This is a genomic window from Variovorax sp. GW531-E2 (genome assembly GCF_059423125.1).
Window position 1 is genome coordinate 19,311 of record NZ_JBWKXQ010000078.1, and the last position, 11,206, is coordinate 30,516.

General features: G+C 67.6%; 12 protein-coding genes. 2 read left to right on the top strand and 10 right to left on the bottom strand.

Features of this window, described 5'->3' with window-relative positions; translation table 11 throughout:
- Positions 1-14 precede the first annotated feature (14 nt).
- On the bottom strand, positions 15-515 hold the full coding sequence (locus tag AC07XP_RS29250) for a DinB family protein (RefSeq protein WP_495266636.1): 501 nt from the start codon (positions 513-515) through the stop codon (positions 15-17).
- 76 nt (positions 516-591) lie between these two features.
- On the opposite strand from AC07XP_RS29250, the gene AC07XP_RS29255 reads away from it, so the two are divergent.
- The gene (locus AC07XP_RS29255; protein ID WP_495266637.1) at positions 592-2,016 is read left to right on the top strand and encodes an FAD-binding oxidoreductase; all 1,425 of its coding nucleotides are present in this window, start codon (positions 592-594) and stop codon (positions 2,014-2,016) included.
- An 87-nt stretch (positions 2,017-2,103) separates the two neighbouring features.
- Here AC07XP_RS29255 and AC07XP_RS29260 read toward each other — a convergent pair whose 3' ends face one another.
- From AC07XP_RS29260 to AC07XP_RS29300, 9 genes are all read right to left on the bottom strand, one after another.
- The gene (locus AC07XP_RS29260) at positions 2,104-3,003 is read right to left on the bottom strand and encodes a CsgG/HfaB family protein (protein ID WP_070061439.1); all 900 of its coding nucleotides are present in this window, start codon (positions 3,001-3,003) and stop codon (positions 2,104-2,106) included.
- A gap of 131 nt (positions 3,004-3,134) precedes the next feature.
- Positions 3,135-4,088, bottom strand: a complete 954-nt coding sequence (locus tag AC07XP_RS29265; protein ID WP_095743042.1) for a ParB/RepB/Spo0J family partition protein — start codon at positions 4,086-4,088, stop codon at positions 3,135-3,137.
- The gene (locus AC07XP_RS29270) at positions 4,088-4,633 is read right to left on the bottom strand and encodes an RBBP9/YdeN family alpha/beta hydrolase (RefSeq protein WP_495266638.1); all 546 of its coding nucleotides are present in this window, start codon (positions 4,631-4,633) and stop codon (positions 4,088-4,090) included. The genes AC07XP_RS29265 and AC07XP_RS29270 overlap by 1 nt, the downstream gene beginning before the upstream one ends.
- Positions 4,634-4,681: 48 nt before the next feature.
- Complete coding sequence (locus AC07XP_RS29275; protein ID WP_095743040.1) at positions 4,682-5,602, bottom strand: ParA family protein; 921 nt, start codon at positions 5,600-5,602, stop codon at positions 4,682-4,684.
- Between the two features lie 29 nt (positions 5,603-5,631).
- Positions 5,632-6,246 carry a LysE family transporter gene (locus tag AC07XP_RS29280; RefSeq protein WP_095743039.1) on the bottom strand — a complete coding sequence of 205 codons (615 nt, stop codon included), beginning with the start codon at positions 6,244-6,246 and terminating at the stop codon, positions 5,632-5,634.
- A gap of 114 nt (positions 6,247-6,360) precedes the next feature.
- Positions 6,361-7,005, bottom strand: a complete 645-nt coding sequence (gene rsmG / locus AC07XP_RS29285) for a 16S rRNA (guanine(527)-N(7))-methyltransferase RsmG (RefSeq protein ID WP_495266639.1) — start codon at positions 7,003-7,005, stop codon at positions 6,361-6,363.
- Positions 7,002-8,987: a tRNA uridine-5-carboxymethylaminomethyl(34) synthesis enzyme MnmG gene (gene mnmG / locus AC07XP_RS29290; RefSeq protein WP_495266640.1), complete on the bottom strand. Its 1,986-nt coding sequence runs from the start codon at positions 8,985-8,987 to the stop codon at positions 7,002-7,004. The genes rsmG and mnmG overlap by 4 nt, the downstream gene beginning before the upstream one ends.
- A 197-nt stretch (positions 8,988-9,184) precedes the next feature.
- A complete protein-coding gene (locus AC07XP_RS29295; protein WP_495266641.1) occupies positions 9,185-10,072 on the bottom strand; it encodes a transglutaminase-like domain-containing protein in 888 nt (295 codons plus the stop codon).
- The gene (locus tag AC07XP_RS29300) at positions 10,069-10,254 is read right to left on the bottom strand and encodes a DUF1328 family protein (protein ID WP_013538518.1); all 186 of its coding nucleotides are present in this window, start codon (positions 10,252-10,254) and stop codon (positions 10,069-10,071) included. The genes AC07XP_RS29295 and AC07XP_RS29300 overlap by 4 nt, the downstream gene beginning before the upstream one ends.
- A gap of 190 nt (positions 10,255-10,444) precedes the next feature.
- Here AC07XP_RS29300 and gstA point away from each other — a divergent pair, with 190 nt between their 5' ends.
- Positions 10,445-11,053, top strand: coding sequence for a glutathione transferase GstA (gene gstA / locus AC07XP_RS29305; RefSeq protein ID WP_139704705.1), 609 nt, complete (start codon positions 10,445-10,447; stop codon positions 11,051-11,053).
- The last annotated feature ends 153 nt before the right edge of the window (positions 11,054-11,206 follow it).

Below are 11,206 nucleotides of genomic sequence, written 5' to 3' on the forward strand. Positions count from 1 at the left end.
GCGCTCCTCTCGGTTCAGGTCGTGAGGCCGGCGGCGTCGATCTTGCCGGCCAGCCATTGCAGTCCGGCCAGATGCTGATGGTCGTGGCTGCACAGGTAATGGATGAGGCTGCGCATCGTGAGCGGGCCGTAGCCCTCGAACACGGCCGTGCGCGCCAGCTGCGCGTCGCTCAGCTGCGAGATGATTTCCATCGTCTGCACACGCGCCTGGCGGAACTCGGCGAGCACCGCTGCAGGGTCGGCCGCGGCGTAATGGCGCTCGATGGCCAGCGGCTCGCTGTCGATCGATGCGAGCGTCGGATGGGTCTCGGCGAGCGTGCGGCGAAAGCGCACGTGGTAGCCCTCGATCTCGATGTCGCGCACATGGCACAGCTGCTCGATGGCGGTGAAGGCCTCGCTGGGCACGCCCTCCCACGAAGGCGGCGCCCAATGCCGGAAGGCTTTGGGAATGGCCGCGTAGTGAGCTTCGAGCTGCGAGGGAAAGGCCGCGAGGGCTGCAAGGGTCGTGGGGTTCATGTCTTTTACCGAAGCGCATTATGGTGCGCGCTCCGTAAAATGACCGATCCCCCTCAGCCCCTCCAGGAGACGCCCGATGAACGCCCCGACTTCCACCTCGCACCTGATGCCGGCGCTCCATCTGCGCGACGTTCCCGCGGCCCTGATCGACGGGCTGAAGGCGCGCTTCGGCGACAACTGTTCCACGGCGATGGCGGTGCGCACGCAGCACGGGCGCGACGAGTCGTCGTTCGACGCACCGCCGCCCTCCGCCGTGGTGTTCGCCGAAAGCACGCAAGATGTTGCCGATGCCGTGAAGCTCGCGAGCGAGCACAGCGTGCCGGTCATCCCCTTCGGCGTGGGCTCTTCGCTCGAAGGCCACCTGCTCGCGGTGCAAGGCGGCATCAGCATCGACGTGTCGCGCATGAACCAGGTGCTGTCGATCAACGCCGACGACCTCACGGTGACGGTGCAACCGGGCGTCACGCGCAAGCAGCTCAACGAAGAGATCAAGAGCACGGGCCTGTTTTTCCCCATCGACCCGGGCGCCGACGCCTCCATCGGCGGCATGACGGCCACGCGCGCCAGCGGCACGAACGCGGTGCGCTACGGCACGATGCGCGAGAACGTGCTGGCGCTCGAAGTGGTCACGGCCAGCGGCGACATCATCCGCACCGGCACGCGCGCCAAGAAGTCGTCGGCCGGCTACGACCTCACGCGCCTCATGGTGGGCAGCGAAGGCACGTTGGGCGTGGTCTCCGAGGTCACGCTGCGCATCTACCCGCTGCCCGAGGCGGTGTCGGCGGCGATCTGCTCGTTCCCGAGCATCGAGGCCGCGGTGCGCACCACCATCGAGACCATCCAGCTCGGCGTGCCGATCGCGCGCGTGGAGCTGATCGACGTGAACACGGTGCGCATGGTGAACGCCTACGCCAAGCTCAACCTGCGCGAAGAGCCGATGCTGCTGATGGAATTCCACGGCTCGCCCGCCGGCGTGAAGGAGCAGGCCGAGACGGTGCAGGAACTCGCGAGCGGCCACGGCGGCAACGCCTTCGAATGGGCCAGCACGCCGGAAGAACGCACGCGCCTGTGGACCGCGCGGCACAACAGCTACTTCGCGGCCGTGCAGTCGCGCCCGGGCTGCCGCGTGATCTCCACCGACACCTGCGTGCCGATCTCGCGCCTGGCCGACTGCCTGCTCGACTCGGTGGCCGAAGCTGATGCCAGCGGCATCCCCTACTTCCTCGTCGGCCACGTGGGCGACGGCAACTTCCACTTCGGCTACCTGCTCGACCCGAACATCCCCGAAGAGCGCGTGAAGGCCGAAGAGTTGAACCACGCGCTGGTGAGCCGCGCGCTGGCTCTCGAAGGCACCTGCACCGGTGAGCACGGCGTGGGCCTGCACAAGATGGACTTCCTGGTGACCGAAGCCGGCGTGGGCGCGATCGACATGATGCGCACGATCAAGCGCGCGCTCGATCCGAAGAACATCATGAACCCGGGCAAGATCTTCAGCCTCTGATCCCTCGCGATCACGCATCAATGAAAAAGCCCGGCGGCTCGCAAGAGCGCCGGGCTTTTTCGTGGCCCGAAGGCCCGCGTCCTGTTCTTACCTGCGGCGGCGTGCCGGTGCCGGCTCCGGCGGTACGTAGGTCTGCGAAGGCGCGGCGCCACCGTCGACGCCCAAGCGGCCACCGCCGCCCAGGCCCTGGCCGCGCACCGTCTGCGCCTTGTAGTTGCGCAGCGAACGGACCATCTGGTTGAAGGCGTCCATGAAGGCTGCGGCAATCACCTTGCCTTGTGCCGTGTTGGTGTAGCCGCCAAGGCCACCGGCGCCGCTGCGGCCGGCCAGGCCACCGAAGGCGCCGAAGTCGGTCTTGGAGGCGCTGCCCTCGGCTGCCGCGACCTGCACGCCCGAGCGGTTGTCGATGAGCGTCAGCAAGGCGCTGGCTTCCTTGGTCTGCAGGCTGCCGCCGACGGCTGCGATGGCACGGCCACGGCCGCCGCCCACGAGGCCGCCGAGCGCGCCACCGATGCCGCCGGCATCGCTGTTGCTGAACACGATCTCGGGCGACAGGCCGTAGTCGGACGCCACCATCTGGCCGCGGCCGAAGTTGCTGCCGCCGCGCATCTCGCCCGACTGCTGTAGCGCGCGTTCACGCGTCATCGCGTTCATGCCGGCCGCGCCGCGCTCGACCACGATGAAGCAGTTCGACTGCTGCACCAGCAAACGCAACAGATTTGCAGTAGGCGGCAGGCGGTACTCGCCCGTGAGGATGGTGTACCAGCCGGCGTTGACGTTCTCGACCAGCGACACGGTCCCGAGCGGCGATTCGCAGCGCTCGAGCTGGCTGCTCTCGCCCGAGGTGGCACCGCCGGCGGCGCTGCCGGTGGCCATGGTCTTGGCCGACTGGCTGCCCATCTGCATGTCGGTGGTGGCGCAGCCCGTGAGCAGCAGCGCGCCGACGGCGACTGCGGCGAGCGGGAACTTGGTGGCGAAGAACGGCATGGTCGACTCCCTCGTTTCGATGGTGGTGGTCTTGCAGGGCTGAAAGAAAAACCGCGATCGAGGATACGCGCAAAGGATTGCAGGAATCAATCAAACGAACGCAGGGGTCCGTCTTCGCAACACAGGTCGAACTAGGCCGTTCGGCGGATGCGCTCGATGAGTCCGTTGAGCGCCTCGATGGAGCCGAAGTGGATCGCCAGCTCGCCACTTTCGCCGCGCTTCGTGCGCTTCTTGATGCGCACCTCGACCTCGGCCGTGAGCAGGTCGGCCAGCTCTTCTTCCACGCGCTGCAGGTCGCGCGACTTCTCGCCGGCATTGCCGCGCCGCGAAGGCGTGAGCGTGAACTCGGCCGCGAGCTTCTTCACCAGCGCCTCGGCCTCGCGCACCGACATCTTCTTGGCGGCGATCTGGTTGGCGGCGGTGATCTGCGTGCCGCGGTCGAGCGACAGCAGCGCGCGCGCATGGCCCATGTCGATGTCGCCGGCCATCAGCATCAGCTGGGCGGGCTCGGCCAAGTTCAGCAGGCGCAGCAGGTTGCTGGCGGCACTGCGCGAACGGCCGACGGCCTGGGCCGCCATTTCGTGAGTGAGCCCAAACTCGGTCACCAGGCGTTGCAGGCCTTGGGCTTCTTCCAGCGGGTTGAGGTCTTCGCGCTGGATGTTCTCGATGAGCGACATGGCCGCGGCGGCTTCGTTGGGCACATCGCGCACCAGCACCGGCACGGTGTCCAGGCCGGCGAGCCGGGCGGCACGGAAGCGCCGCTCGCCCGCGATGATTTCGTACTCGGCGTTCTTGGCCGCGGCCGATTCGGCGTCGAGCCGGCGCACCAGGATCGGCTGCATGATGCCCTGCACCTTGATGCTCTCGGCCAGCTCGTACAGCGCGCCCTCGTCCATGCGGGTGCGCGGCTGGTAGACGCCGGCCACCATCTGGTCGAGCTTCAGGGTGTTGGGGTTCTGCGGGGCACCGCCCTCTTCCGTGGCGCGGTCGCTGCCATTGCCGAGCGGATCGGCGGAGGGTGCGGCCGTCGGGCCGAGCAGCGCTTCGAGGCCGCGGCCCAGGCCCTTGGGTTTCTTGGTCGCCATCAGTGCGTGTCTTTCGAGAGGTCGTTCAGGAGTTTCCGGCCTTCGGGCCAGTCGCCCAGGCCGGATTCGGCGTTCAGGTGGCCGCCGGTGCCGGCATCGATGAAGCGTGCGCCCCAGTCGCGGGCCAGCTGCTTCGAGCGCGAGGCTTCGCAGTACGGGTCGTCGTTGGCGGCGATGAGCACGGCCGGAAACGGCAGCGGCCGGCGCACGATGGGCGCCCAGCCGGGAATCAGTTGGCGCAGGTCGTCGCGCTCCAGGTCGCCGGGGGCCACCAGCAGCGCGCCGCGCACTTTGTGCGTGTTACGCGAATGTGCGGCCCAGGCGGCGGTAAGGATGCAGCCGAGGCTGTGCGCAGCCAGCACCACTTGGCCCGGCGCGGCCAGCACTTCTTCTTCGAGGCGGATCGACCAGTCGCCGCGCAGCGGGCGCATCCATTCGTGCTGGTCGACGCGGCGGTCGCCGTAGACCGACTCCCAGCGGGTCTGCCAATGGCCGGGGCCGCTGTTCTGCCATCCGGGCAGCAGCAGGATGCGGGGTTCACTCATGGCTGGTTGCTACGAACTTGATAGCGCCTGCCGCCCATTGGGCGAGCATCAGACGGGGTTTTGATCGGTATCGGCGACGGACGCGGAAGGCGCGGCGGCCAGCACATCGTCGGGAATCGGCAGGTCGGGCACCACGCGCGGCGGGGGCGTGACCGGCGGTGCCACCGCGCCCGAGGCGAAGGCGCTCGCGGGCGGCATCTTGGCGACCAGCTCTTCCGCGAAGGCGATGAAGGCCTGGCTGCCGCGGGCGGCCGGGTCGAACACCACGCCCGGCAGGCCGTAGCTCGGCGCTTCGGCCAGGCGCACATTGCGCGGGATCACGGTGTCGAACACCTTGTCGCCGAAGTGGGACTTGAGCTGCTCGCTCACCTGCTGCTGCAGCGTGATGCGCGGATCGAACATCACGCGCAGCAGGCCGATGATCTGCAGGTTCTTGTTGAGGTTGGCGTGCACCTGCTTGATGGTGTTGACCAGGTCCGTGAGCCCTTCGAGCGCGAAGTACTCGCACTGCATCGGCACGATCACGCCGTGGGCCGCGCACAGGCCGTTGAGCGTGAGCAGGCTCAGGCTCGGCGGGCAGTCGATGAGCACGAAGTCGTACTCGGCACCGACCGCCGCCAGCGCGGTGCGCAGGCGTTTTTCGCGGCGGTCGAGCGCCACCATTTCGACTTCGGCGCCGGCCAGCTCACGGTTGGCGCCCAGCACGTCGTAGCTGGCTTCGGCCTCCACGAGCTTGTCGGACTTCACCCGCGCCTCGGCCACCGAGGCCGACTCGAGCAGCACGTCGTACACCGTGAGCTCCAGCTGGCGCTTGTCGATGCCCGAGCCCATGGTGGCGTTGCCCTGGGGATCGAGGTCGATCATCAGCACGCGCTGGCCCACCTTGGCCAGGCCGGCGGCGAGATTGACAGTGGTGGTGGTCTTGCCGACGCCGCCCTTCTGGTTGGCGATGCAGAAAATCTTGGCCATGTGTCGTCAGTGCGGGTCGTCGGGGTCGGTCAGCGCGAGATCGCGAGCTTGATGCCGAAGGCAATCAGGAAGGTGCCGGCCAGCTTTTCGAGCGTGGCCGAGATGCGGGGATTGGCACGGATGCGCTCGGCCAGGAAGTGCGTGAGCAGCGTCGAGGTCAGGCCGTACAGGAAGGTCAGCGCGGCGATGGTCACGGCCATGGCGCCGAAGGTGATGACACCCTGGTGGCGCGCCGGATCGACGAACAGCGGGAAGAAGGCCATGTAGAACACGATCGCCTTGGGGTTCAGCAAGGTGATCGTCAGCGCCTGGCGCAGGAAATGGCTCGGGCGGATGTTCAGGATCGGTGCCGCGCCGGGCTTGGCCAGGAGCATCTTGAGACCGAGCCACGCCAGGTAGGCGGCGCCCAGCCACTGCACCGCCTTGAAGGCGGCCGGGTAAGCAGCCAGCACGGCCGACACGCCCGCCACCGCCGCCCACATCAGGACCTGGTCTCCCAGGATCACGCCGAAGGTCGCTGCCAGGCCGCCACGAATGCCGCCTTTGCTGGTCGAAGTGATCAGCGCCAGATTGCCCGGGCCGGGAATCAGAAGGAACAGGACGATGGCGGCGACGAATGCGCCGTAGTCAGCGATGCCGAACATGGGATTTGCCTCGAAAAAGAGAGCCAGGGGGAGGCTTCGAGTCTAAGGCAGGCCAGCGCCAGAAAGATTGCTCCGGCACCGGCTTTTGCCGGCGCCGTCGCATCTTTTACGAAATCAGGCGGCCTCTTTGCGCGCCCAGACGATGCAGCGCTCGGCGTCCAGGCCCGGCACCGTCAGTTGTTCCACGTGAAACACTGCGACGCCGGCCGGCAAGACGGCCAGTTCGTCGGTCGGCACCTTGCCCTTCATGGCCAGCCAGACGCCGCCCGATGCCAGCAGATGCACCGAGCCGTTGAAGAAATCGGGCAGCGACGCGAAGGCGCGCGAGCTGATCACCTCGTAGCTGCCGGCCAGCGATTCGACCCGCGCGTGTAGGCCACGCAGTTTCGGCAGCTCCAGTTCGGCCGCCACCTGCTGCACGAAGGCCGCCTTCTTGGCGACCGCGTCGAGGCAGCTGACCTCGATGTCGGGCCGCATGATGGCGATCACCACGCCCGGCAGACCGCCGCCGGAGCCGACGTCGAGCAGCCTGCCCTTCCCTGCCCACTCGCGCTGCAGCGGTGCGACGGCCGCGAGGCTGTCGAGTAGGTGGTGCGTCATGACGCCGGCCGGGTCGCGCACGGCCGTCAGGTTGTAGACCTTGTTCCACTTGAGCATCAGCGTGCCGTAGGCCAGCAGCTGTTCGCCCTGCGTGTCGGACAGGGCCACGCCCAGGGCGGCTGCGCCTGCGCGCAGCGTGTCGAGGGGCGTCGCGCTCATGGTGCGGTGTGCGGCTCGGTGGCTGCAGCTTCGGTGGTTTCTGTGGCTGTGGCGGTATCGGCGGCGTCGCGGGCGAAGGCCTTGTGTCCCCCCTTGCGCAGGTGAATCATCAGCAGCGAGATCGCGGCGGGCGTGACGCCCGAGATGCGTGATGCCAGCCCCAGCGTCTCGGGCCGGTGCTTGTCCAGCTTCTGGCGCACCTCGAAGCTCAGGGCCTTGACCTGGCCGTAGTCGAAATCGGCCGGCAGCTTCAGGTTCTCGAAGTGGGCGGCGCGCTCCACTTCGTCGTGCTGGCGCTCGATGTAGCCGGAGTACTTGGCCGAGATCTCGATCTGCTCGATCTCGGAAGCGCTCAGCGCCGACGACGGTCCGTACTTGCCGCCGTCCAGCGACATCAGGGTTTCGTAGTTCACGTCGGGCCGGCGCAGCAGGTCGGCCAGGTTGTATTCGTGCTCGATGGCCTTGCCCAGCACCCGGGCCGACTCGGTCGCCGGCAGGTTGCGCGGGTTCACCCAGATCGACTTGAGCCGTTCTGTTTCACGTGAAACAGCGTCGCGCTTGCGGCTGAAAGCGTCCCAGCGCGCATCGTCCACGAGGCCCAGCTTGCGCCCTGCTTCGGTCAGGCGCATGTCGGCGTTGTCCTCGCGCAGCTGCAGCCGGAACTCGGCGCGGCTGGTGAACATGCGGTACGGCTCGGTCACGCCCTTGGTGATCAGGTCGTCGACCAGCACACCGAGGTAGGCCTCGTCGCGGCGCGGCAGCCAGGCGTCTTCGCCCCGGCATTGCAGCGCGGCGTTGATGCCGGCGAACAGGCCCTGGGCCGCGGCTTCTTCGTAGCCGGTGGTGCCGTTGATCTGTCCGGCAAAGAACAGGCCGCGGATCGCACGCGTCTCGAAGCTGCTCTTGAGCTCGCGCGGATCGAAGTAGTCGTACTCGATGGCGTAGCCCGGACGCAGGATGTGGGCGTTTTCCAGGCCCGACATCGAGCGCACCAGCTGGTACTGGATGTCGAACGGCAAGCTGGTCGAGATCCCGTTCGGGTAGTACTCGTTGGTCGTCAGGCCTTCGGGCTCGAGAAAGATCTGGTGGCTGTCCTTGTCGGCGAAGCGGTTGATCTTGTCTTCGACGCTCGGGCAGTAGCGCGGACCGACGCCGTCGATCTTGCCGGTGAACATCGGGCTGCGGTCGAAGCCCGAGCGGATGATGTCGTGCGTGCGCTGGTTGGTGTGCGTCACCCAGCACGGCATCTGCTGCGGGTGCATCTCGACCTTGCCCATGAAGCTGAACACCGGCATCGGCCCTGCCCCACCGGGCATGCCGTCGCCGGGTTGTTCGGTGCACTTCGAGAAGTCGATGCTGCGGCCGTCCAGGCGCGGCGGCGTGCCGGTCTTGAGGCGACCCTGCGGCAGCTTGAGTTCCTTCAGGCGTGCCGACAGGCTGATCGCCGGCGGGTCGCCCGCGCGGCCGGCCTGGTAGTTGTCGAGGCCGACGTGGATGCGGCCGTCGAGGAACGTGCCCGCGGTCAGCACCACGGTGCGCGCGCGGAAAGAAATGCCCACCTGCGTGACGGCGCCGACCACGCGATCGCCTTCGATCATCAGGTCGTCGACGGCTTGCTGGAACAGGCTGAGGTTCGGCTGGTTTTCCAGGCGGTGGCGGATCGCGGCCTTGTACAGCACGCGGTCGGCCTGCGCCCGCGTGGCGCGCACGGCCGGGCCCTTGCTCGAATTGAGGATGCGGAACTGGATGCCCGCCTCGTCCGTGGCAATGGCCATCGCGCCGCCGAGCGCGTCGACCTCCTTCACGAGGTGGCCCTTGCCGATGCCGCCGATCGACGGGTTGCAGCTCATCTGCCCCAGCGTCTCGATGTTGTGGGAGAGCAGCAGCGTCTTGGCGCCCATGCGTGCGGAAGCGAGCGCGGCTTCGGTGCCGGCATGGCCACCGCCGACGACGATCACATCGAATTCTTCGGGGTACAGCATTGGAAAAAGGGGGCGCACCACAGACGCGTGCGCGGCGCAAAAAAGGGCACTAATTTTAAGCGGTGATGCCCTGCCGCAACCCCTGTGTGGACAAGCTAGGGAGCCACGCCAAAATCGGCCCGAAGCCTCGCCGTCATTGCGCAGGTTGCTATATATTTAATAGCAAACAACCCGCATCGGACGGTCACTTGGGAGGGTCAGAGCACCGGTTCAGGCTTCTCGATGCCCCGCAGCTCGCCGCTGGGCGCCGGCGTGCGCGGCGCAATGGCCCGCTCGTCCTGCAGCTCGCGCACGGCGAGCTTCTTGTCGGTCATGCGCACCGCGCCGAAGATCGTGGAGAAGGCCACGTCCTTCGCGTCGCGCCCCGTGCCCACGCGCACCAGCCGGTCGACGGGCGCCATGCGCGTCGGATCGAACAGCACCCACTGCCCGCCGAGCCAGGCTTCGAACACGGCATGGAAGTCCTGCGGTGGCTCGTCGAACCACACGTAGCCCACCACCAGCCGCGCCGGAATGTTGAGCGCGCGGCAGAAGGTGATGCCCAGGTGCGCGAAGTCGCGGCACACGCCGGCGCGCTGCACGAACACCTCGCGCGCCGTGGTGGTCGAGTCGCTGCTGCCCGGCACGTAGACGATGCTGTCGTGGATCCAGTCGGCAATCGCCTGCACGCGGCCGATGCCCGGCGGCAGGTCGCCGAAGAGCTGCTGGGCGCAGCGCGCCAGCAGGTCCGACTCGCAATAGCGCGTGGGCAGCAGGTCGCCCAGCACCGCGTCGGGCAGCTGGCTCACCGGCACCTCGGGCAAGGTGGCCGGCACATGCACCACCGGGCGCCGCACCGTCGCGCGGTAGACGATGGTCAGCGGCCCGGGCGCCGCGTCGAAACGCACGAAGCGGTTGCCGCTGTCGGCCTCGCAGCCCACCCGCAGCCGCGCGGGCGGCTCGATGGTGAGCGTCTCGGCCAGCACCGCCTGCGCACCCGTGCGCGCGGCCTCGATGTTCAGCCGCAGGTGCGCCGGGGCGTCCACCTCGTAGTCCAGGCGCAGATCGACGTGCGACAGGTGCATGGCATGGGGCAAGGCGGTCAATCGAGCGCCTTCTTCACCGCGCCCACGCCAAGTGCGGCCAGCACCACGAACAGCACCGCCAGCACGAGGAACAGGCCGAACAGCAGCTTGGCGATGCCCGCCGCGCCGGCCGCCACGCCGCCGAAGCCCAGCAGACCCGCCACGAGCGAGATGACCGCAAAAATGATCGCGTACTTGAGCATGGTGAACCACTCCTTGGTTGCTTTGCGGCGGGCATGCGCCGCCGTGTCCGGACTGTAGGAAGCCCCGCCGCGCCGCCCGATAGTCGCCACGCGCGAGCCGCCGTAGGACAAAAACGCGATGCAGCCAAACCCGCTAGCATCCCTTTCGGTCGCACAGATCTTTTCCTTCTATCCATTGGAGTTTTTTCGAATGAAGCTGTACTACTCGCCCGGCGCCTGCTCGCTCTCTCCCCACATCGCACTGCACGAAGCGGGCATCGCCTTCGAGCCGGTGCTGGCCAGCACCAAGAGCCACAAGCTGCAGGACGGCACCGACTACTACGGCATCAACCCGCTGGGCTACGTGCCGATGCTCGAGCTCGACGACGGCACCCGCCTGCGTGAAGGCCCGGCCATCGTCCAGTACATTGCCGACCTCGCCCCCACCAAGAACCTCGCACCCGCCAACGGCACGATGCCGCGCTACCGCCTGCAGGAATGGCTGACCTTCATCGGCACCGAGATGCACAAGGGCTTCAGCCCGCTGTTCAACCCGGCCATGCCCGAGGAAGCCAAGACCATCTCCAAGGACAAGCTCAAGGCCCGCTTCCAGTGGCTCGACAGCGAACTCGCCGCCAAGCAGTACCTGATGGGCGAGCATTTCAGCGTGGCCGACGGCTACCTGTTCACCGTCACCAACTGGACCAAGCCCACCGGCGTGGACATCTCGGACTTCCCCAACGTGCTGGCCTGGCACGCTCGCGTGGCCGCCCGCCCCGCCGTTCAGGAAGCGATGAAGGCCGAAGGCCTGCTGAAGTAAGCCGAAGCGCGCAGAACGCGACGCCAGCGACGATCCGAGCCATCCAAGGGAAAACCCGGATCACCGCAGCCACAAGCCGCATGCCGCGGCTTTTTTTTCGGGCGACGCTACGGCATCCGTCACCAGGAAGCCGAGCCGCCCATGTCCGAATCC

Coding starts and splice junctions, on each gene's coding strand:
- rsmG (WP_495266639.1), bottom strand. CDS start 7,005: ATGAGCGCGACGCCCCTCGACACGCTGCGCGCAGGCGCAGCCGCCCTG.
- AC07XP_RS29270 (WP_495266638.1), bottom strand. CDS start 4,633: ATGAGTGAACCCCGCATCCTGCTGCTGCCCGGATGGCAGAACAGCGGC.
- gstA (WP_139704705.1), top strand. CDS start 10,445: ATGAAGCTGTACTACTCGCCCGGCGCCTGCTCGCTCTCTCCCCACATC.
- AC07XP_RS29300 (WP_013538518.1), bottom strand. CDS start 10,254: ATGCTCAAGTACGCGATCATTTTTGCGGTCATCTCGCTCGTGGCGGGT.
- AC07XP_RS29260 (WP_070061439.1), bottom strand. CDS start 3,003: ATGCCGTTCTTCGCCACCAAGTTCCCGCTCGCCGCAGTCGCCGTCGGC.
- AC07XP_RS29280 (WP_095743039.1), bottom strand. CDS start 6,246: ATGTTCGGCATCGCTGACTACGGCGCATTCGTCGCCGCCATCGTCCTG.
- AC07XP_RS29275 (WP_095743040.1), bottom strand. CDS start 5,602: ATGGCCAAGATTTTCTGCATCGCCAACCAGAAGGGCGGCGTCGGCAAG.
- AC07XP_RS29255 (WP_495266637.1), top strand. CDS start 592: ATGAACGCCCCGACTTCCACCTCGCACCTGATGCCGGCGCTCCATCTG.
- AC07XP_RS29265 (WP_095743042.1), bottom strand. CDS start 4,088: ATGGCGACCAAGAAACCCAAGGGCCTGGGCCGCGGCCTCGAAGCGCTG.
- mnmG (WP_495266640.1), bottom strand. CDS start 8,987: ATGCTGTACCCCGAAGAATTCGATGTGATCGTCGTCGGCGGTGGCCAT.
- AC07XP_RS29250 (WP_495266636.1), bottom strand. CDS start 515: ATGAACCCCACGACCCTTGCAGCCCTCGCGGCCTTTCCCTCGCAGCTC.